Annotated in this window: 21 protein-coding genes and 2 pseudogenes; 5 read left to right on the top strand and 18 right to left on the bottom strand. The window is 35.3% G+C overall.

Features of this window, described 5'->3' with window-relative positions; translation table 11 throughout:
• Positions 1-2: 2 nt before the first annotated feature.
• From JCM21714_RS17850 to JCM21714_RS24970, 12 genes and pseudogenes are all read right to left on the bottom strand, one after another.
• Complete coding sequence (locus tag JCM21714_RS17850) at positions 3-1,229, bottom strand: restriction endonuclease subunit S (protein WP_268748267.1); 1,227 nt, start codon at positions 1,227-1,229, stop codon at positions 3-5.
• A gap of 26 nt (positions 1,230-1,255) precedes the next feature.
• Positions 1,256-3,271 (bottom strand): type I restriction-modification system subunit M, encoded by a 2,016-nt coding sequence (locus JCM21714_RS00090; RefSeq protein ID WP_035720727.1) that lies wholly within the window; start codon positions 3,269-3,271, stop codon positions 1,256-1,258.
• Positions 3,272-3,674: 403 nt separating this feature from the next.
• Entirely contained in the window at positions 3,675-4,121 is a 447-nt protein-coding gene (locus JCM21714_RS00085; protein WP_035720725.1) for a hypothetical protein, read from the bottom strand.
• Positions 4,114-4,704: a hypothetical protein gene (locus JCM21714_RS17845; RefSeq protein WP_052000290.1), complete on the bottom strand. Its 591-nt coding sequence runs from the start codon at positions 4,702-4,704 to the stop codon at positions 4,114-4,116. The genes JCM21714_RS00085 and JCM21714_RS17845 overlap by 8 nt, the downstream gene beginning before the upstream one ends.
• Positions 4,688-5,236: a hypothetical protein gene (locus tag JCM21714_RS17840; RefSeq protein WP_052000289.1), complete on the bottom strand. Its 549-nt coding sequence runs from the start codon at positions 5,234-5,236 to the stop codon at positions 4,688-4,690. The genes JCM21714_RS17845 and JCM21714_RS17840 overlap by 17 nt, the downstream gene beginning before the upstream one ends.
• A 58-nt stretch (positions 5,237-5,294) precedes the next feature.
• On the bottom strand, positions 5,295-6,146 hold the full coding sequence (locus JCM21714_RS17835; protein WP_052000288.1) for an AAA family ATPase: 852 nt from the start codon (positions 6,144-6,146) through the stop codon (positions 5,295-5,297).
• Positions 6,143-6,334, bottom strand: coding sequence for a hypothetical protein (locus JCM21714_RS00075; RefSeq protein ID WP_035720722.1), 192 nt, complete (start codon positions 6,332-6,334; stop codon positions 6,143-6,145). The genes JCM21714_RS17835 and JCM21714_RS00075 overlap by 4 nt, the downstream gene beginning before the upstream one ends.
• A complete protein-coding gene (locus JCM21714_RS00070; protein WP_035720719.1) occupies positions 6,327-7,715 on the bottom strand; it encodes a hypothetical protein in 1,389 nt (462 codons plus the stop codon). The genes JCM21714_RS00075 and JCM21714_RS00070 overlap by 8 nt, the downstream gene beginning before the upstream one ends.
• Positions 7,657-8,808 (bottom strand): sigma factor-like helix-turn-helix DNA-binding protein, encoded by a 1,152-nt coding sequence (locus tag JCM21714_RS00065; RefSeq protein ID WP_035720716.1) that lies wholly within the window; start codon positions 8,806-8,808, stop codon positions 7,657-7,659. Before JCM21714_RS00065 ends, JCM21714_RS00070 begins: the two co-directional genes overlap by 59 nt.
• Positions 8,796-9,515, bottom strand: coding sequence for a hypothetical protein (locus JCM21714_RS00060; protein WP_035720713.1), 720 nt, complete (start codon positions 9,513-9,515; stop codon positions 8,796-8,798). The genes JCM21714_RS00065 and JCM21714_RS00060 overlap by 13 nt, the downstream gene beginning before the upstream one ends.
• Before the next feature lie 7 nt (positions 9,516-9,522).
• A complete protein-coding gene (locus JCM21714_RS00055; RefSeq protein ID WP_035720710.1) occupies positions 9,523-10,617 on the bottom strand; it encodes a DUF4145 domain-containing protein in 1,095 nt (364 codons plus the stop codon).
• Positions 10,618-11,631: 1,014 nt separating this feature from the next.
• Positions 11,632-11,982, bottom strand: a pseudogene (locus JCM21714_RS24970) (DUF6438 domain-containing protein).
• 197 nt (positions 11,983-12,179) lie between these two features.
• On the opposite strand from JCM21714_RS24970, the gene JCM21714_RS20005 reads away from it, so the two are divergent.
• Entirely contained in the window at positions 12,180-12,344 is a 165-nt protein-coding gene (locus tag JCM21714_RS20005; protein WP_158413453.1) for a hypothetical protein, read from the top strand.
• Between the two features lie 293 nt (positions 12,345-12,637).
• On the opposite strand, the gene JCM21714_RS00050 is transcribed toward JCM21714_RS20005, so the two are convergent.
• Both JCM21714_RS00050 and JCM21714_RS00045 read right to left on the bottom strand, forming a co-directional pair.
• A complete protein-coding gene (locus tag JCM21714_RS00050; RefSeq protein WP_035720707.1) occupies positions 12,638-14,023 on the bottom strand; it encodes a M20/M25/M40 family metallo-hydrolase in 1,386 nt (461 codons plus the stop codon).
• Positions 14,024-14,087: 64 nt separating this feature from the next.
• Entirely contained in the window at positions 14,088-15,134 is a 1,047-nt protein-coding gene (locus JCM21714_RS00045; protein WP_035720705.1) for a hypothetical protein, read from the bottom strand.
• Positions 15,135-15,448: 314 nt separating this feature from the next.
• On the opposite strand from JCM21714_RS00045, the gene lexA reads away from it, so the two are divergent.
• Entirely contained in the window at positions 15,449-17,899 is a 2,451-nt protein-coding gene (gene lexA / locus JCM21714_RS00040; RefSeq protein ID WP_035720703.1) for a transcriptional repressor LexA, read from the top strand.
• Positions 17,900-18,220: 321 nt separating this feature from the next.
• On the opposite strand, the gene JCM21714_RS00035 is transcribed toward lexA, so the two are convergent.
• From JCM21714_RS00035 to JCM21714_RS00020, 4 genes are all read right to left on the bottom strand, one after another.
• Positions 18,221-18,502, bottom strand: a complete 282-nt coding sequence (locus JCM21714_RS00035; RefSeq protein WP_035720701.1) for a type II toxin-antitoxin system RelE/ParE family toxin — start codon at positions 18,500-18,502, stop codon at positions 18,221-18,223.
• Positions 18,502-18,768: a hypothetical protein gene (locus tag JCM21714_RS00030; RefSeq protein ID WP_035720697.1), complete on the bottom strand. Its 267-nt coding sequence runs from the start codon at positions 18,766-18,768 to the stop codon at positions 18,502-18,504. Before JCM21714_RS00030 ends, JCM21714_RS00035 begins: the two co-directional genes overlap by 1 nt.
• A 365-nt stretch (positions 18,769-19,133) precedes the next feature.
• Complete coding sequence (locus tag JCM21714_RS00025; RefSeq protein ID WP_052000287.1) at positions 19,134-19,319, bottom strand: small, acid-soluble spore protein, alpha/beta type; 186 nt, start codon at positions 19,317-19,319, stop codon at positions 19,134-19,136.
• A gap of 176 nt (positions 19,320-19,495) precedes the next feature.
• Positions 19,496-19,963 carry a UPF0158 family protein gene (locus tag JCM21714_RS00020; protein ID WP_035720691.1) on the bottom strand — a complete coding sequence of 156 codons (468 nt, stop codon included), beginning with the start codon at positions 19,961-19,963 and terminating at the stop codon, positions 19,496-19,498.
• Positions 19,964-20,336: 373 nt separating this feature from the next.
• Here JCM21714_RS00020 and JCM21714_RS17830 point away from each other — a divergent pair, with 373 nt between their 5' ends.
• From JCM21714_RS17830 to JCM21714_RS00005, 3 genes and pseudogenes are all read left to right on the top strand, one after another.
• Positions 20,337-20,882 carry a hypothetical protein gene (locus JCM21714_RS17830; RefSeq protein WP_052000286.1) on the top strand — a complete coding sequence of 182 codons (546 nt, stop codon included), beginning with the start codon at positions 20,337-20,339 and terminating at the stop codon, positions 20,880-20,882.
• A gap of 294 nt (positions 20,883-21,176) precedes the next feature.
• Positions 21,177-22,225: pseudogene (gene selD / locus JCM21714_RS00010) on the top strand (selenide, water dikinase SelD).
• A gap of 27 nt (positions 22,226-22,252) precedes the next feature.
• Positions 22,253-22,463: rhodanese-like domain-containing protein (locus JCM21714_RS00005; RefSeq protein WP_035720686.1), on the top strand; the 211-nt coding region annotated here is incomplete at its 3' end.

Below are 22,463 nucleotides of genomic sequence, written 5' to 3'. Positions count from 1 at the left end.
AGTCACCCCCCCTCCGGTTCAGTTTCATTCACTATTTCTTGAACATCGATTTTGCCTGTTACAGCTTCGTATATGAGGGATTGGCGGTATTCTTTGAGTTTTTTAATTATACATTTTGTTTGTTCGATAACATTTTCACTATCCTCTACGTGACTAGAAATGTATTTAACCACTTCTTTTTGTTCTTCTATAGTAGGTACAGGAACACAAAAATTATAGAATTCATCAGCTGGTAGTCTCCACCTTCCAAAACTGGAAACGCCTTGCCCAAATTTATAAAATATTTTCCTATAGTAACTCATTTGAAAATAGTAAAGAAAATACTGTCTATCAAACTTTTCATCTTTAATGGCAAATACTCTATAATCTGGACTTGTAACGCCTTTGTATTTAGAAACATCAATAAACCCTGTCAATAAATCCATATGGTTCATAACATAATCCCCTACGTTCACAGTCTGGTACTTGTCATAATTTGCAGCGAGTTGTCCTTCATTTGTAGTAATATCCTTTACTTTAATCCCTTTTTGAGTAACAGATAATATGTTAGGATTCTTCAAGCCTTCTATGCGCTTTTTAATTTGAAACAAGTATTTTAACCTCTTAACTTTCCAATGCTCAGGAATTTCCCCAATCCATTCCACGCCAGAGTCTTTCATCTTCACGTTCGGATCAAGTCCTTTCGTGACCGCTTCCGTAATAATCGCCTGGCGCTTTTCTTCGAGCAGCTCAATAAGCTTTTCCTTGTCAGCAATCAAGTCGTCGATTTCAGTGGTTTTTTGGTCAAGGAAATTAACCACCTTAATTTGAATATCATAATTTGGTAGTAAAATCGGAAAATGTGCTAGCATAGAATATCTTAATGAATCTACTGTTGATTTTGCATTGCCTTGTAATACCTCAAATTTTAGATTTGACATTACTGAATAGTAAATATATTTTCCAAAAACATCTTTTTTAAAGTCATTAAATACATATAATCTTTGATGAGCCGCGAATTTACCATTATAGTAATGAAACACCTTGCCTACACCAACTCCATCTCCTGCGGTCATTACTGCTTCACCAGTATGAGAATATTTATCAATCTTTTCTATCTGTGGTGATCTTACAAAGAAAGGATATATTCCATTTTCTTTTTTATCTTGTGTATCAAATTTCCCGGTTGCTATGTTAACTAAATATTTCAATTTAATTAAATTCCAATTATGGGGGGGTTTATTAGTTATCCAAGCATAGTTTTCAGCAAGTTTTTTCAGACCATCACCTTCTTTAACTTCTTTAAAATACTTTCCTCAAGCTCCTGAATTTCTGCTTTAATTACTCCTGACGGTCGAAGTTCTTGATACTTGTAGAAGTGTCTTGTAAATGGAATTTCATAACCGATCTTTGTTTTTTCTTCATCAATCCATGCATCAGGCACGTGTGGTAAGACTTCCCGTTTAAAGTAATCATGTATATTCTCTTTTAATGGTACATTTTCGGTATCACGTAAATCTGGATCGGGTTCCATGTCACCTTTTTTATTTTTCACACATATGTCGGCTGTTTCGTCTTTCTCCGATAACGCTGCGAGAATCGCTTTTTGCAAAGGAGCTTTCAGATCAATTCCTGCATTCTTCAATGCTTCCTTTAGTTTCTCTGTAAATGTTTCTCGATTTTGATAAAGCGTACCATCATTCAACATTTCTAATGCATCAAGGATTACTTGTTGCTGCTGCTTACCAGCCTCTTCTTCTTTCAGTCCTGCTTCACCCTTTTTCCTGGACTTCACAAGGTTTTGAAAGGTTTTTTGGTCATACAAACGTTGGATCCGTTCATCGTCCACTTTGAAATTCAATTTCAATGGTCTTTCGACAACGATTTTTTGGTAACCGAAGTCTTCATTATCAAAGATCTTTACATTGTCTGTTTCTTTATACTCACCATAGATTCGAATAATCTCATTGATTTGATCGAACGTAATTTCATGGCGCTTTTCTCCCAAACTCTTTCGCATTTTTTGATAGTAATCCACCGCATTGACGAGCTGTATTTTTCCTTTACGCCACTCTGCTTTATGATTGGTCAAAATCCAAATGTATGTCGATATACCCGTATTATAGAAAAGACTTGTAGGCATCGCGATAATGCCTTCCACAAGGTCATTTTCAATCATATAGCGACGAATTTCACTTTCCCCCCCACTTCCCGCATCACCTGTAAACAATGGCGATCCATTCATAATAATTGCCAAGCGCGAGCCTTTCGGATTTTCGTTACTAACATGCTTCATTTTTGATACAAGATGTTGCAAGAACAGCAATTGACCATCACCGATACGAGGTAATCCTGCACCAAAACGACCGTTCATCCCTAAATCTTCGTGTTCTTCCCGTACTACTTTTTCAGCCGGTTTCCACTCGACACCATATGGTGGATTAGAAATTAGGTAATCGAATTTCTCTGTAGGAAAAGCATCTTTTGTTAATGTATTTCCAAAGCGTATATTTTGGGCTTCTTGGCCTTTAATGAGCGTATCTGCTTTACACATCGCAAACGATTCTTCGTTAATTTCTTGAGCAAAAAACTCTAATTCAGCTGAGTCATTCAGTTCTTGTAAATATTCTTGGGCAATGGATCCCATGCCTCCTGTACCGGCACACCCGTCATAAAGGGTTTGGGTAATGCCAGGTTTGGTTAAGATATCATCCGCATCATTAAACATCAGGCCAACCATGAGACGAATCACTTCTCGAGGCGTATAGTGGTCACCAGCTTCAGCGTGTTCAGAATAACGACGGATTAATTCTTCAAAAATATAACCCATTTCAAGATTGGAGACGACATTTGGGTGTAGATTGACTTCTGCAAATCGTTTCACTGTCAGGTAAAGCAGATCATTACGGTCCAACTTTTCAATTTGCTTATCAAAATCAAAATACTCAATAATTTCACGTGCAACTTTTGAAAAACCATTTATGTAATCTCGAAGGTTTTCCGCAATATTATCGGAGTCATTCAAGAGCTTATTAAAATCATAATTACTCGTGTTGTTGAAGCGTTGTTGTGATTTGCGGTTTAAGATTTCGTCCCGCGCTTCCTCTGGCAAGTTTTTGTATTGCTCGTAGCCTTTTAAAACATCCTCTTTGGTATCTTCTAAGACATTATCAAAACGACGTAAGACCGCCATTGGTAGAATCACTTTCCCATAGTCCTCAGGTTTAAAAGGTCCACGTAAGATTTCTGCAATTGTCCATAAAAAATTAATTTTATCTTGAAAGTTCACCATGTATTATTCTCCTTTGATTTTTGCACTATATATTGTTGTTCTTTTCGTTTTCCATTCATAGTATAACGAATTGTGACGATCCTAGGCAATGATTGTTATTTTTCCATCTACATTCAATTAGGCAAAATCATATAAAAATAGCTATACTTGAAAGGGACATCACAAATGGTATCTCTTTCAAGCAGTATGAATCCATGACTATTTGATTAAAAATAAAATAAAGCTAGATTCCAAACCTTTGGTATCTATTTGAAGTATTTATACACTACGCAAAGGATCAACATGAAAAGATAAAAAAAGGGTTATTATCTTACTGTTGAACCTTAAGAAAACAATAATTTATCGATGAGAATAGATTGAATATATCCATTTTTTTTCAGCAAAAGAGGGCTGATCTTATTAGCTAAAAAGGAACCTCTTCCGTCATTGCCAAAACATATTCGAATAATTTCATCTGCAATTCTTTACTCGATTTCTGCTTAAACTGCCAATTCCCTTCTGTATCTTCCAACACCATATCTTGCAGGATATTCTCTAGCAAATATTTAATGCCTCCATTCGCATATTTTTCAGCATATTCCACTATTTCCTTTAAAGTTGACATTTCCATGTGTTTCTTTAAATATAGTGCTCTAAGTGATGTTTTATCGTACTCTGACAATGTTGCAGCTCTACATAATTCATTTTTTTTCTCCAATGGTATTAAAAGATTGTGCTTTTCCCCCCCCACAAAAACACTTAAAATAAAAAATTGACTGTTCTGTGAAAACAGATTGTTTCCGCTGATCTCTTGAAAAATCGGAAAGTATTTTTTTGATACATAGACCCTTAGCTGGCCTGCTTCAACCATAATGCTCCACCCCCCCACTCTTATATTCATACTCAGGAACTTCGTGAATTTCTGTTACACCTGCTTCTTTAGAAATCAATTCATAAAACCTTCCTATTGCGCCAGACTCGAGAAACTGATTTTGTTCGGACGGACCAAATTCCTTATCGGTTACTAGCAGGACCCATTGCGAGCATATTTGCGGAAGATATTTTATTAGATTTTCTTGATGTTGATCTGATAATCGCCCAAATGGAGTATCCATAAACAACGGTATTTCCAAAGCTTTTGTTCCGCCTGCTACTTGTGCAAGCGCAGTGATAAAACTAAGTGATAATACTTGGCGCTGGCCTTGTGAAATATTGGCAAGAAATGGCTGACTATAATTATTTAACACTTCGATCGTATAGTCCCTTGCAATCTTCACATCCTTTAGGATAGCTAGCCCTGAGGCGTCAAGTAGATAAAAGAAATTTTGCTTTGTGGCAAGCTCCAATTCATCCATGACATCTGCTTCAAATTTTTTTATCACATTGCTCAATAATTCAATGGATTGGTTTAATAACTGATGCTTTTTAAGTAGCTGTTTATGTAACCCACTCATTTTTTCTAGTTCCTTTAATTCGATCGAGCACTTTTTTAATTTTTTCCAAGTATTCCTCTTGTTCGTCTTTATTGTTTTTCTTTTCATAATCTATCTTAACGTTGTTCGTAACGATATGTTTACGTTCTTGACTTAATTCTTTGACTTCGTGCTCCCTTGATTGCCCCCCCAGACGTTTATTGATTTCTTCTAGCATATATTGAACATGATCTTTTTGGGAGTTTAACTGTTTTGTTTCATTCCATACTTGGCTTATTTGTTCGTTGCGTCCATCAAGATAAGAAACGAGTTGATTTAATTCATTTTTGAGCGTATATAGTTCTTGATTTTCCTCATATCGTTTTACCGAATCAGCGAGCGAATCCAATTTCCTGTATTCAATCGAATCCTGATCAATTGTTGTACCGCAAATACATCGGAGATTTGTTAGCAGCCCTTTGATAAATTCCAAGGTAATACCGGTTTCCAATCTTTCAGAAAGCTCCGTAGATAATCTTACCAGCCCTTGCTGAAAAACATCCTCTCCAACCATTAATGGCAGATATTTACTGAGACGTTGTGATTGCTCAAATTTTGCTTCGATTCCCTGTTCAATCTGCCCCCAATTTCATTTCTAGAACCTCCCGATCTTTCATATCCGCTTTCATGGAATCAAATGCACTTAATGCTTCATCTATTTGTGCAAGCCGGGCATTATTCTCTATTTTCTTCTGTTCCAATACTTCTTCACTATGTTCCATTTTATCCAAACGCTCTTGAAGATTCACCATTTCCCTATGTGCTTTCTTATAATCACCTGTCGAATTCTTTTCAAGTTCCTTATTTACCTTTGACAAAACCTTTTTAAGTACATCCCGTGATTTTAAAACTTGATCAATCTTTAATAAGTTTTTTATGCCGAGTGTAACTTCTTGTTTTTGCTGTGCGGATACCCGGGTGAGCCGCTCGATTCTTTCCCCCCCATCAAAAAAGAAATAATGCTTTACACGCTCATCAACTATTTGTTGAATAATTTCCCGAATATCTTTTTCAGAACGCCACTCCTCTTCTGATGTTTCATTTACTAATCTCACCTCGTGCAATTGTTCTTTTTGCTTGCCAGCCGCATCCTTCATTGCAAAATATTTCCGTTCAATAGTATGAGTGTCACCATGATATGTAAAACAAAGCTTAACCGAACAGAAGGCACCATGACCATCACAATTTTGTTCTTCAACTGCTTTAACATTCGCAAGGTATATGTCAGCTTCCTTAGCATCTTGATCCAGTTTTACATCTCCGAACAGAGCCAACATGATAGCCCGGTAAATACCTGTTTTTCCGCGTCCATTTTCACCGCAAATTACTGTTACGATCTGGTTGCCGTCAGATTTGGCAAATTCAATGGTTTGACGGCCATAATATTGCCGAAAGTTTTCCATTGTCAACTTTTGGATAATCATTCCTCTTCATCCCCCCCCACCCGCTGTAATTTCATATCAAGAATACGCTCGATCTTTTTAGCGTGTGCATCTACTGAAATTGCTCTCAATTCTACTTCTTTTACTGTTTCCAAAATCAACTCGCTAACAAATGGATTTTCATCCTCCAGCAGTGATGATAATTTTGCAAGAAGCATATTATCATTCATTTCGCATTCCTCCATTCAACTGATTATGAATAAGTTCATCTCCTTCAATAATAAATGGTGCTATATTCTTTTCTATAGCATCTAATACGTCCTTCAACAAACTGCCGTCTTTTGAGTAGTGAATATTATTAAGGTATTGTTCCATTTTCGTAAGCTTTATCGCTCCATTAAATTGATGCCGTAAAATATAATCAACTAGATCAACCTCATTTGTTATTAATTCACCTCGCTTGACAACAATTTTGTCATAGGAACCAACCATGACCCATCTATCCGACTTTTTCAGAATATCTCCCAATAGTTCCATGCTCCATGGAATATGATTAGGTAATATCGGCAATTGATCCGGCTGATAAAGCTCCTCAAGCAAAACATAGTCCCTTCCATATCCGGATTTCACTTCATTATAACGTTTGCTTACAATATCATGAATATAATTTTCGTTTGCTTCATCCATATCGATTGTATCCCGATGGACGTATTCTCCATATCGGCCGCGTGAATAATACATAATGTCATTGGAATGAATAAGTGCCAAATCCAGGATGCGATTTTCTTTACCAAGCCATTCTTTTAGCCAGTTTAATGGTTCTTCACGTGCAACGATACGCCCTTTCTCCCGAATAAATTCTTCAACAAGATGACGTGCTGCTAATGACTCACCGGAAAAGTTTTCTGATACAATATATGGGAATCGAGGAAATTCCCCTCCAGGTATGCCTTCTTTCTTTAGCAGGTAATACAACACGTATTCTGTATCAATCCCATCACTTTTAAAATACATTTTATTCTGTTCAAAAAATGTTTGAATGTGAACAACTGAATTTTCGGTAAGTATTGGAATGATTTTTGAGCTTATAAACGCAAGATGTCTTTCTGGCAACAATTTATAGCGCGATAGCATCGTATAATAGCCATGACTATAGGGAATAATTTCATCTGAATTGGATAAATTAAACTCTAGCGTAAATCGTTTCCACCCTTTTTTATTCACAAATTCATCGCTCAATTCTTTGATCGAAACAGGACCTCCTTTACCGGAAATGTATTCCCTGATCCACTCATGGTTTTCAATGCGATCGCTTCCATAAGGTAGAATTGCCGGAAAACGTGGAAAGGCTAATAGTCCTTTGTCATATTGACGCATAAGTGTATACAAAGCATACTCATTAGGTACATTTCGTTTTTCAGCCTCGTCTTTGACCTCTTTATACAATTTAGCCACGTGAATATATTCTTCTTCCTCAATCCAAGATGCAGCAATATCTTGAACAGTATGAATCCATTCTTTGTCGTGTGTTATAAATTTCCGATGAATATATTCACCACGCCCCCCATAAAGCAAACCGATCTTGATTATCTTCCCTACCAATAATGGCATTAAAAGAACGCTCCCCATGGAAACTGTTAGGCATTAAATCGTTTGCTTTGTTTATTAACTCATCTTCCCGCTTATACACTTCAACCCCATTTGGATACTGAAGCATGACCATTTCAACGGCATCTGATTTCGTCATATTTTTCAATACCCCTTGGTCATCCGATAGCCAATTGACAGCATCTAAAGCAATTTCAAAAATAATCTTAACGTTGACATGATCTACGATTGAACGTTCCTTGCTATATGTTTTAAGTTCTTCGTTTGTAATGACATGAAGTGAAAATGCCCGTTGGACTTCTTGCTGGATCGTTTCTACATAACTCTCTAATTCATGTTTATCCTTAACTGTAAGTATGGCTGTATGATTGATTACATCGAAATAAATTCCTTCTGTCTCAAATGCATGCAGCAGCATAAAGAATGCTTCACTTTCTTTGTTTAGACATTCCGCAAGGATAATTCCACCGTTTTCGCGCAATTTATTTTGGAGAAGTGAATGTATTTTTCTCCATTTCTCTATTAATTGTCCATCACCTTTTTTTAGAATTTGCCTTATCCGTTCTCTTGTAACTCCTTCCTTATTTCCTAACTGTTCCAAAGTCAAATGATTACCATTTAAATAAGCCGAATAGCGTTTCTTAACAAATTTAAAATATTTTGCCGATATTCTTTGACTTATTAACGGTTGATCCAAATTACTTACGTCGTGATACCAATTAACAAACTGATTTAACTTATAAGTTAACCGTTCATCATCTGCCATTTGATTTAGCTTATTATCTTCTAACATAGACTCAACAACTGTTTCCAATGTGGCGAAGATCTGTTCAACTTTTACTGTGCCAACCCCCCCTTTTAATTGTTCAAGCTGCTGGAAATCTATCGGCAGTTCACCAAATGTTCGATATCCATAATTTCTCATTTCCTCAATCGTTTTCATATTTCCAAAAAAATCTTCTTGACCAAATTCCATATGAAAAATTTCTTGTGGTACGATTACTTCTTTATCTTGGTAGACAATTACATGTTCAAGTTCATTTTCGCTGTATATTCTATTCTCTCTTGTTTCTCCCAGCTCCACTAGCTGTTCCAAAATTTTTCAACTGCTTTTGGTCCAACACCAATTAATTGTTCATGTAACCCAAATAATTGCCTAGATAAGTCGTTTAATGTTTTAATTCCAATTTGGTTCAAGCTTCTAATCAAATGGTTGCACCCCTCAATGTTGAGCGTTGTAATTGCTTGACCTGCCAAACCAATGTTAATACTCAAGTTCTGTTCTTTAAAATTTAATGTGATTTGTTCATCCTTATCATCATTGATTATTGGTACCTTTCGCGGTTCCAGCAGTACGTCGCTATCCTCTTTAGAAGATGAACTTTTAGATATGGAATTTTCATTTAAACTCTGTGATACTTCATCATTAATAAATGAATTCTCCTGTACAAGCTGCAAGAGATTTTCTGATTCATTTTCTTTCTTTGCACCCCGTTCCTTAAAAAGCGTGAATATTTGTTCATAATCTTCTCTTAACAACCATGCAATCGAACTAATTAACATCTTGTCAAGAACATTTACTGAATTAATTTGAAACATTTTTAAACGTTGGATGCTATGATATGGGAATAATTGATCCAGCGTTTCCTGTACATTATTTGCTACTATAATTTGAATATCGTTCATAATCGTTGGACCTAACTGCAATGAAGATAATTTATCGGTAAATCGGAATCCCAGTAAATATAAGTCTTCCATTACCTGGTAAAATAACGAAAGCGATTGTTTATACACATCCCTCAAAATTTCTTCAGTTATTTCCCCCCCGTAATAATGTAGCCCAATCCCTCCTGTAAAATATAATCCCCCCCTTTAGCTGGCTGTCATTCATGGATTTCTGCACTAGATGTTGTGGGCGAAGAATCTGTCCTTTTTCCGCCCAATAATTACTAGATACTTTTTCTAATAGAATTGGCGGATTATTTTGTTCTTTATGTGATTCGTTATTTTGAACAACGCTTCTATTAATCTCAGACATTACATCAGTATCTTTGCCGTTAGTTGTTTCGTCAAACTCAGCTAATAAAGGCAAGTTTTTATTCAATAAAAACCATGCTGGTTCATAATTTGTTGCTCTTCCACCTTTTTTTGTAAAGCGAAAATAAATTTTGTGTTTTTTAAGTGGCATTAATTTCTCATTGAGAGACCAGTCACCTAGAACCCACAACGCACCTTTTTTATCCCTCTTATCTATGTAATTCAGCTCTGCTTTTCCCAAGTAATCGATTATAGGAAAAGGCTTCTGAGAAGCTTTTTCTGGTTTAGTATTATCTGAAGTTTGCTCTTGCTCCTTTTCCTTTTTCAGTCTTTCCAGTTCCTGGTTCATTTCTGCCCGTATATTATCTATTTTGCTAAGTGCTTGATCGATATATGGCTTGATTAAATTATCCACATCTTTAGAATCGATTGCAGTTTGGTTAAATACCTTTCTAGGTAATCGATAAATTGGAGTCTCAAAATCATAACTAATATACACTTGCATATACCAAACACTAACATCAAATAAAAACCGATGCGCTTTTAAAGCTTCTTGTATGTCCACTGTATTTATATTATGGGCAGCCTTATTACCTTTCTTCCTGACCCATTCCAGTTTCAAGTATATTTCTTCTTCCATGGCATTTTGGCGATAAAGCTTATGTATTCTCTCCGAATTTTTTAATGGGTATACTTCTTCAATACCTTCCTGCTCACTAATGCGTTTCACCAGCTGCTCAAAATATAGTCGAATTTTAATTAGCGTTGTCTCCGGATGTTCATACAATTGACTTTCAATTTGGACTGCTAATTCATAATAGTCGTTAGACACACTTTTCATAAATTCAAAAAGGGTATATTTATACATTTATTCCCCCCCTTCCTTCCAAATGTTTATAATGATGTTTAATTATTGTCGTACTTCTTATGTATAATTTAAAATTTTTTATCATTATGCAAATTAGAATTTAAATTCTTAAGAAACAAATTAAGATGCCTTTAAACCAATAGTATTTTTTGAAGAACATTAAGGGACTCTTTTTTAAATATTATTTAATAAATTAATTTAAAATTCCTTACGTAGCGTTTATACTCTCTCCTATTAATTTATATTTATAGTTCTGTACATATTTAATCTATCATTTATATTTTGACTCACAGAGAAATTTTAAGTTCTCGATCTGGTAACAGTGTTTCTTAGTCGATTCTTACATTCATTTTAAGCTCTCCATCATTAAATTCACTTTCCACTTCACTTTGCATTAATGCGTGATAAAAAAATAGTTTATCATATTTTCTCCTTCATTTATTTCTCTCTAAATGTAACGATATATAAAGTAAAAATATGCTTTTTGTTAACAATAAGTTTTACGAAAAATCACAAAATAAACCATTAATATTTTAATAAAATTATACCGCATCAATCGACCCATTCCAACCAAATAAACACTATTTTTGGAATATTTTTATATTATATATAATAATGATGCTAAACTGTTTCTGTAAAACCGCTGTTCATATTATCGAATAATTTTCTTAACCAGGGAGGTCGAGGAACTTATACTATATACCTCGAAAATAGATTTCTATATTTGATACCTGTCTCTACACAATAATCACCTAGCTGACTATTCATTCCATGCTAAAACAAACTAAAAAAGATGAAGATAATCCTCCATCTCTGTTCAATAATCATTCTGCTAGTATAATTGTATAATTGCAAATCTTTCACCGCAAGTCTATCGTGTTACAACATATTTAGCGGTATATTATGCGGTTTCTGATGTATATTACTTACTCAGATTTTCTGTTCTACAACATTATTCCGCCTCAATGAAACGTTCTAATCCAATTATTTCTTCCATCTTATTTTCAAGCTCTTCTAACGCCTGAAATGTTCGTATGCTTGTGACCCTTCTTCTGCGAAATCTCCTAAATAATGTTTCACTTCTTTCACAACTCCGTCTTGATAGGTTACCAAGATTGTACAAAATGGTAGATCGGTAGCAAATATCGTAGGTGTAGGATATTTGAAATTACTAAAGTTAAATGATTGTAGCAACTGGTCTAATTGCTTTATTTTGTCAATATCCAGTGTGAATCCTATTTCTCCCTACCGCTTAACATGCATGCCACCAAGCCATTTTACATTACCATCTCTTTGTACCATCAATTCAAATTCAGGACAATTTCCATAACAAATAGATCTAAAGAAAATGATTTGTTCAAACATGAATCTCTCTCCTTTTTTAGACGAATGTGTATACAAGAATTATGGTTGAACTGATCCTTTTATTAGTTTTTAGTTCCATTATATCGTTCTAACATTTGTTCTATTTCATTTTTTATTTCATTTTTTAACTTTTCTGGAACGATAACTTTGGCTTTTATAAGCTAGTTACGTATACTATAGGAAAGGGAAGTGATACTATGTTGAAGCATGACTACCCTTATAAAGAGCAGACATTAGAGGAAACAACTCGCTGTATTGTTGAAAACCATAATGGTATATATGCCTATCCTCATGAGTCACAGGAAGAGAGAGAAGAAACTGATCGTTTGATGAAAGTTTTTATTAAGAAAAATAATCAATAGTATATATATATTTAAGAAAGAATCTACTATGTTTACATGTAGAGGATTCTTTCTGTGACAGGACGAAGCGATTAGAACATAGTGGTCACTTGTCGAAAAATTGTTCAGCATTGTATTTCTCATTTAATTCCTTAATTTTTTCGTCAGATGGATAATGTAAACGATCTTTATCAATTCACTTTTTAAAGCGTTAAATCCCTCATCCTGTACAATTTCCACATATATTACCGTTAGGATATCATAGAGCCTATATTCATTTGCATCAAATGTCAGAGGGAACAAACAAAGTACAGTTATTCAATAACCGGTATTCTCTTTTCCCTCTTTATCTCACGCAATACTTTCCTTAACTCTCCGTTATTACAAAATACAGCTTCCAATAACTTCGCTGTTCGATAGCAAGCCTTTACATCTAAACTTTCTTGATGTGTGTGCTCATGGTCATATCCAACAGACAAATTCACACTTTGAATGCCATATTCTGCCCAAATTCTGGTGTCACTGCTTCCACCGTCTGTTGTAGCCCAACCATTTAGACCTGCCTCGCTTGCAACTTTTTCAAAAAAACTACCGTATGATGGATGACAAAATGGAATATACCCTCTACAGGACGTTACAACATCACCGGTTCCATGTCTGTCTACTACGATAGCTGCATCGGTTCCCCATAGAAAATGGTCATCCACCTGACTGGCTCCGACTAGACCACATTCTTCTTCCACCGTAAAAATAAATTTAACTTTTCCATTAAATCGTTTATTTTGATACAGGTATTCTGCCATATGAAGCAAAACAGCTACACCAGCACGGTCGTCAGCTCCTAAAATACCTTTGGTACTAGACCATGTATTACCTTGTTTGATAATTTTACGTCCGCTTTTTAATTCCTGTACTATGTCTAAGTGTGCATTGAGTAGAATAGTTGGTCCATTACCACTTCGATACGTTTTTTCAGCTATAACATTTCCAGCTCGATCGATAGTTAGATGATCGACGTATGGTTTCATTTTTTCAATAACCAATTCCTTAACTAATCCTTCGTTTTCACTTGCACCCGGAATACTTAACAGTTCCTCCAATAGTGAGTAAAAAAGTTGTTCCTTTATAACGTTAAAGCTTTGACCTAACCAGCTTTCTTTTGCCTTACTTACGTTTTCTGCAAAGTCGAGCAGCTCACTTCGATTGAGAGGGAGCTGAAGTTGATAGCTGTTGCGGTTTTCTCTTAAATATATCCGCTTCGGACAAAGTGCTTGCAATAATACGGAGAGATCTTCTTTGTTATAATCCTTTCTAATAAGTACATGTGCAACGCGTCTGCCATGACCATCACAGGAACCGAATGTGCGAATACCGATTCTGTTTAATTGCCGTACGATCCCGCAGATATAAGTATCCAGTTCATATACTTTAGCGGCATCTGTGTAAGCATCAAACCATAAGTCGCCACCTCTGCCTCTCGTCTGATAATCGATAGCTGCGATCCATTTCTTTTCGATAAATGTTCCAGTTGGTACATACAATAATCCATTTTCAATTCGATAAATCACATTTGCTTTTTCCAGACATTGTAACAGAAACTGCATATTTCCCTCTGTTTCTTCTGTATAATCAAAAATGTTCTCCTCTTTCATTGTCAGAAACCAGCCATGACGGATAAATAATTGATTCCATGTTTTCATCTAACATCATCTCCCTTTTGTTTGATGATGCTAGTATCTCAAATTGGCGATGACACCCCCCCTGTCATTCACCTAAAATAAAACTCTCGTCACTTCTTTGGATGATTAGATAAGGATAACGGTGGTTATAATAATACGCTGTCTGATAATGTCCTGGTTTATTTTCAATGACAGAGTCCATTCCGACTTTCTTTAATTTTACTCTTAACCTTCTCACCTTTTGAGAGTATGTATTTTTCAAAGTGTCATCATTGTTTGCATCTTTTCTAGAGATGATGTCTAAAAAGTGATCTTTTGTGAGAGGATAATTTTGTTCACTTTTCAGAAGGAAGTACCGAAGCATTTCTACTTCATCTTTTGATAAATAGATGTCATTCGAATGAAAAAGAAGTTGATTCTCCCGATTGCTTAAATGAAGGATGAGCATATTCGGTTGATCCAATGCTTCTTCGCATTCTTCTTTGCTACACAGTTGATTCTTTTCTGGCGTAATCATTTGATAGGCATGAGCAGCTAATTGATGATTATTTTCATAAATCATATGGTAAAGAGGTGAAAGCTTATAGTTGGGTACAGCTTCTTCATCAACATCAGCTTTCATTTTTTCTAACGACTCATTGGCATTGGTTGCAATAAATAGACCACAGTTTGACAGATATAAATGACAGTTATAAAGTTGTTGCTGATTCATTCTATACCGTGGTTCTGTGGCAATTTGTTGTTGATGAAGAGCATCTTGTAAATAAGCTAATGCCATTGCATAATTTTCCTTTTGATAAGCGAGAAAACCTAATCGATAATGGGCAATAGGTAAATGCTCGTTTTTACTTATTGCCTTTGTCAACATTCGTTCTGCTTCAGGACCTTCTTCTTTTCGATAAACCGTTTTTAAATAGGTTCCATACTCTACTAAGTAGAAAATGAGGCTTTCTTTGATTTTTTCCAGGCTATCATAATATTCATTTGCTGGATCTTTGACTATTTGATTATATAGCATTTCATAGACCTTAATCAGCTTGGGAAACACACCATCTATGTCTTCTTCTTTTGCTGTTAGAAGTGTTTGTTCTTCTTCTAGTAATTCGTCCAAGGTTTTGTTTTTATTTGGCATGAGCGCACCTGCTTTCTTCGATTTTGATAGGTTTATTATAAAATCATAATGAGTTTATTTTCCCTCTATTGTTTCTAAATGTAAAATAAAGTAACACTGTTGTAATCATGGGACAGAGAGACAGGTTCTTTGTCCCACCCTATCTATATCAGAACGGGACACGGTGCTTGTCCCCCCCGTGTCCTTTAATTCAACCTTCTACATATAGAAACAAACACCCACTCCAATAATCTACACATTCCCTCTTTCTACTCATCCTATTTATGGTAAAATGTTTATTAAGTATTGGATCTTGTAGCCGGAGGTACATTTTTATGAAATTAAATGTCGAACAACGAAAAATGGTGGAGTTGGAACCGAATGGTCATATGTTGATTAAAGGTGTAGCAGGTTCTGGAAAGACAACTGTTGCGATACGTAGGGTTTCATTTCTACAAATGCATTATTGTTTAGAAGAAGACGATCATATTTTACTCGTTACGTTTAATAAAACTTTGCTTAATTATATCCATTACCAATATTCAAAACTTGAAGATGAAGAAAAAGGAGACATCGAAAATTGGTTAAGTGGCGATAGTGATGTCGTCATCAAAACGATCGATAAACTGATGTACAACTATTTTATGAGCTATTTGAATCGGCATAAGCTAAAGCTTCAAATTGCAGATCGACCTGCAACATTCAAAACCATTCAACAAGCGATAATGAAATTAAAAGAGGAATTTGTTGAAATCAAGTTACTTTCTCCTAAATATAGTCGCTTTTTATTAGATGAAATAGCTTGGATCAAATCGTGTGGAATTCCCGATGAAGAGACCTATCAACAAATTGATCGGATCGGACGTTCTACTGGTAGTCGAAACACACCACAAAAATTAACGAAAAATTCAAAGACGAGAAAAGCAATCTATCAATTAAAAGAACAGTATGATCTACTTTTGGAGAAAAAAGGATTGGTAGATTTTAAAACAATGAATCTACTCGCATTACAGCAAGCGCAGGAAGTAGGAAAAACAAAATATACACATATTTTAATTGACGAAAGTCAAGATCTAACAAAAGTCCAGTTGCATTTTCTCAAAGCGATTCATGCTGACAAGTCATACGGTTCGATTACTTTTGTAGCAGATAATACCCAAAGCATTTACTCACATTCATGGTTAGGTAAAGGTAGACCGTATACAACCATTGGGTACGATATGAGCGGGAAGGCACGAGTCTTAACGAAGAATTATCGAACGACAACGGAAATTTCAAAAGCAGCTTATGGTTTAATTGAGCATGATGAAGAAATCATGGGGGGGAACGTCGATTTTGTCAAACCATCATTAATTGATCGACATGGACATGCTCCTATTTATCGTTTCTTCTTAAATAATCAGCTACAGTTGCAATTTTTTACAGATGAAATAAATCAATTAAGGCAAGAGTACCGTTTGGAAGACATCTGTATTGTAGCAAAGGAAAAACGATTAATTGAGGATATTGCGATGAACCTTGAGAAGGAAGGTATTCCAACTGAAATTTTGCATCAAAATAAACCTGACTTCGGTAAAGAAGCAGTTAATTTGGTGACGATGCACTCCATTAAAGGATTAGAATTCAAAGTGATTTTCTTAGCACATTTAGATGACGGTGTCTTGCCCAATATCGCACAAGTAGATGTCGAAGATGAAGAAACCGTGAATACTGAGGAACGAAAATTATTATATGTTGGGATGACTCGTTCAAATGAACTATTGTATATGAGTTCTGTGAAAAAACCTTCCAAATTCTTAAAAGAAATAGATCCGAATCAATTGCGTTTCAAGCGTGATACATCCTTAAGGCCGTTTCAAAGAGTAGCCATATCTGAATATAGATTTGTCGAGCAGATTATCGATGTGAACGCCAAAGAAGAAATGGTCCGCCAATGGATGATTCAACAGCTGATGAATACGTTCCACTATCCTTTAGATTTAATTGAAGTCGAATATGAAGTACAACAATTTTCCAAGTATGGATATGTGGACCTAGCTGTGATGATCCATGTAAACGGGGGGGAGAAATTACCGTATATTTTTATAGAGACAAAAAGCTATGGAAGTGGAATTATCGACGCGAAGGAACAAGTGAAAAGCTATATGAATACATCGAATCATGTTCGATATGGTGTAGCAACCGATGGAGTCGATATATCTATCATTGATAGAAATGGTGAGGAAGTTAGCGATATACCGAAATGTCAGCCACACTTTTTGCCAGAAACAAAATATAAAAGTAATTATAAGGACTTCAGAAACCTTAAAGAGTACGATTATTTACAGGATAAAGATGACCTTAATTCGATTGAAGTTGTCGATCAATCTACAGGTTTAATAAAAGACATGAATAATGCCATTCAAGTACCGATCGTCGGGAATGTGGCAGCTGGCATCCCAACAATGGCTGTAGAAGACTATCGTGATACACTATCTATTCCTGAAGATTGGTTGATTCAAGCACGGGATACCTTCGCATTGCAAGTGACAGGTGATAGTATGATCGATGAGGGAATACAACCGGGTGATTTAGTTTTAGTTCATCGACAACAAACGGCAAATAATGGTGATATTGTTATTGCTGTAATTGACGAGGAAGCAACAATGAAAAAGTATACACCAATGGGTAGTACAATTCTCCTGCTGCCAGCAAATACGAATTATGAACCGATACAGATGAATGCTGATGATGTGTTGATAAATGGGAAAGTGATTGGGGGGGTATTAAATAAAGGTGATATGTAGTAATGATATGATATTATTTTATTAATGGTCAGTCACTTTTTTAAATAAAAACTGTTGTTATTATTACATCAAAATATAGTAACTCTGTTGTGAGCGTAAAAAGAAAACACGGCATTAATTGTGTTTTCCTTTTTACTTTGTTCAACCATGTCAGCAATGATGGGCGGAATCATCAACAACTCCTTGTTCCACTTTTGCCATCCAATAGTTTAAGTGTTTAGTTTCACAAACATTCATCTGCTAAGGTTGAACAATAAATATAAATAAAAAAAGACCATATCAATTTTAATATAGTCATATGATTTCATGCATAAGTTTGGTTTATTTTTCACCTGGAAAAAGGATAGCTAAGATAACAACATCATTCTCAATTACTTTATAATAGACTCTAAACCTTTTAATAACCACCCTTGTGATCCCTTTGTATTTGCCAAACTCTTCAGTGTACGTTTTTCCAATTATACGATTTTTTAAAAGATCTTCAGTTTCGATGATGAAATTAGAGATAAAGTCGAGAGTCTCTTCAGGAGTATACCTTTCAGTCCTAAAATGAATTAGTTTTTCTCTAACAACTGGTGACCAAATAACATTTCGGTCATACATTACGTAAAGTCCTTCTTGGATAAGGAATTTAATAATTCTGAGGTACTCATACCAAGTTTATTTTCATACTGCTCCTGACTTTCCTTTAACATCTGTTTAAGTTCAGGGTTTTCTTCTGCTTCAAATTGTATGGATTTTTCATCTTCTTCTTGTAGAACAAGTGTAAATTTTCCTTTGCCAGGAATAGAAAACTGGAATACAGAGTTATCACTATTCATATTCGAAATATATTTCATAAGCTCTTCTGAAGATTGAATTTTTCCCATAGTAATAATTCACCACCATTGATTTTCTTGTTTCTATCATATCATATCAAATCATTGATGTAACGAATCAAAAATACTGATTGTGGTAATCTGCTTCTTCGTTGAACATGCATTTTCGTTTCTCACATATTTATTTTAACATAAAATCCCATAAATCCTTTCTAAAAATAAATCAACTCATCATTAGCTGCATCACATATCACACTTTAAATGCACAACTGTACATAAATTTATATACAGTTGTTAAAAAGGTTACTATTTACTATGTAAAACTTGGTGTTAAAAACAGATAAGCGTTGCTAATCAATAACAAAAGGAGTGCAAAACGCTATGCGATTTTTGTACTCCTTTTTATTACTTCGTGATTAATTAGTATCGTTATGACTTTGCTGAAGCTGTTGTTGCCCCACCTTCACTAATTCCCGGACCATCTTACCACCTATGTGTCCACCTATTTTTCCAGCATCTTTAGCTTTTATATTCCCATTATACCTTTGATTAAGTGAGACGTGTTGTTCTGCTGGTACCAGTATTTTATTCTTTTTTGCCATATCATTCATATCCTTATATAGATAGTCCTCAGAATCTCTGACGATAGTGGTAAAATGTCCTTGTTTTCTTTCATGAATGTCGTTTACGTGCTGCCATTCATAATAATCCTTGCCTCGAGCTACAATTATCTCATTAATATTTTTTTCAAAATTGTTCAGATTCCTTGATGGACTCCCTATTCTACATAGTCGATCTGTTCCTCTTCACAAAAATCAATCGCTATTTGCTTGTAACAATTATCCCTGAATGCAAACCATTCGTCCCTCACTCCAAGGGTTATAATCTTGTCCTTAAATCTTCTAAACGCACCTCTTCCTCTGATGGCATTTAGCAAGGCTGATTGTATTGCATCATCCTCCAGACTGTAACAAAACCTCTCGATCATATCATACTCATCTATATCATCTTCTGATGGTAGATTAGCATACTTATCATCATGTTCCACAATGTCATTGGCTATATCTTCTTCTTCCTGCTCCCAATCAACGAGGCGATCAAAATCCTCTCCATCTTCTGCCGCTAACAATGCCTTACTTGAAACGAAAACAACCTCACCTTTTTCCTTGTTTAAATAAGACTCAAATTCTTCTGTTTGCATCTCTATTCCATCTATAATTGCATTTAATTTTACTTTTGCACCCATTTTAGTCACTCCTATATCTTAAATAATGAGGCCTACCTATGACCATTTTTTATTGATGAATAATAAATGAATTATAGCATACTCAAATGGTTTACTTGAAGACAGGGGTCTGTCACTTATCGAAATTCCTTTTTTTACAAAACATGCCAAGTGAACATTTTTTTGAATAATTCCTTGCAAAATACTTGATTTAATTTGTCTATTATATTATCCTTATATAAGAACATATATTCCCTTTAAATCATCCTCTAAAAGACTCCTTTGTTTCCTACTAAACAGTACAATTTAGCAAGTACTCACTTTCCAGCCCTGTGTCCAAACATATATTTAGTATGCTATAATTAAAAATATCATTTGAAGGAGATGCTGTAATATGACGGAAAAACTTTTATTGCAGATTTTAGATGAGATCAAAGTGATGAAAGGTGAACAGACAAAAACAAACCAACGTCTAGGTGAAATGGATCATCGGTTTGATTCTACAGATCAACGACTAGAGATAATAAATAAACAGCTAAATTCTACGGATCAACGGCTAGACACAATGAATAAACGGTTTGATTCTACGGATCAACGGCTAGACATAATGAATAAACGGCTAGATTCTACAGATCAACGACTAGACACAATGAATAGACGGCTAGATTCTACGGATCAACGGCTAGACATAATGAATAAACAGCTAGATTCTACAGATCAACGGCTAGACATAATGAATAAACAGCTAGATTCTACAGATCATCGTATAGATGCAATGGATCAACGATTTGAGCAGCAAAATAATACTTTCATTGATCATTTTAACCGTTTAGAACAAAAAACAGATGCAATCCAAGAGCAAACAGCTAAAATAAGTGAATTTCATGCAGAAATTATCGAAAAATTAAACAACAAGGCAACGAAAGATGATTTTAATTAACTTAAAGAAATGGTATTTAAGCATGATGAAGCTATTTACAAAATTAAATCCCAATACCAAAGTGTAAATGAGAATCAGAATTATTAGCTTTATTCTTCGACAGGTGCTAGTAGTCGCCTGTCGATTTTCATAGTTCTATTTTATTGAGCCAAAGAACTTATCCTCAAAGCCCTCCTTAACTCCCTATTATTGAAAAATACAAATTTATTCATCCAATGAAAAGAATCCACTAATCCAATTGGCTATGATACACTATTTATATAAGGTTATTTTCGAAAGGACGTGTTGGATAAAATGACGAATTCAGTAAAATTAACTTCTTTAACTACTAAAGGTGGCTGTGGCTGTAAGATTGGCCCTGCGATTTAGATCAGGTGTTAAAAATGCTTCCTCCTGTTCAGGCTGATCCTAATTTATTGGTAGGATTGGAAACTGGAGATGACGCTGGGGGGGTATATAAGTTAAATGAGACCACTGCATTAGTGCAGACATTGGACTTTTTTACACCAATTGTGGATGATCCATATAGTTTTGGTCAGATTGCTGCTGCAAATGCAATTAGTGACGTCTATGCAATGGGTGGCACGCCAATTACAGCTTTAAATATTGTAGCTTTCCCTATTTCTTCACTGGATAAATCAATTCTTGCTGATATCTTGCGTGGGGGGGCCAGTGATAAGCTGACTGAAGCTGGTGTAACGTTAGTCGGTGGACACTCAATTGATGATCAGGAGCCTAAATTTGGTTTAGCTGTAACAGGTACAGTTCATCCAGATCATATCAAAACAAATGCAGGTGCAAAACCAGGTGACCGGTTAATTTTAACCAAACCGATTGGCGTTGGGATATCGACAACTTCAATTAAACGTGAACTTTTAACTAAAGAAGAAATCGATCGTGTGTCAAAAGTGATGGCCACTTTAAATAAAACAGCAGCAGAAACGATGAATAACTATCAGGTGCATGCCTGTACAGATGTGACAGGGTTCGGACTGCTGGGACATGCCGTGGAAATGGCTAAAGAAAGTAATGTCGAAATTCGTATTACAAAGGAACAGGTTCCGATTTTACCGAGAGTAAGGGAATTAGCGGAGCATGGTGCGATCCCAGGCGGAACCAAGAATAACTTTAATCATATAAAAGACAAGGTAACTTTTGCAGAACAGTTAGATCAGATTGACCAGTGGATCTTAGCAGATGCTGTAACATCAGGTGGTCTTCTTATTGCCGTTGACAAAGAGCAAGCTGACAAGCTGCTAGCAGATTTACAAAATCAAAAGGTGGAAGCAGCTATCATTGGTGAGGTTACAGAAGGTAAAGCAGGATTTATTTCCGTCGTTTAGGATCAACATAGGAAGGATTGTCATAATATGGTGAAAGATATTCAGGCAGAAGACCTGTATCAATTAAAGAAAACTAACAAGCAGGTGATTGTAGACGTACGTTCTCCACAGGAATTTCAGGAAGCTACAATCCCTGGCAGTATTAATATTCCGCTCTTTTCTGATCAAGAAAGAGCAGAGGTTGGTACCATCTATAAACAACAAGGTCCAGAAGCTGCAAAGGAAAAAGGATTAGCAA

This window comes from Gracilibacillus boraciitolerans JCM 21714 (assembly GCF_000521485.1).
GTDB classification, from domain to species: domain Bacteria; phylum Bacillota; class Bacilli; order Bacillales; family Amphibacillaceae; genus Gracilibacillus; species Gracilibacillus boraciitolerans.
Note: the sequence above shows the minus strand (reverse complement) of the source record. Positions and strands in the feature narration are given on the sequence as shown.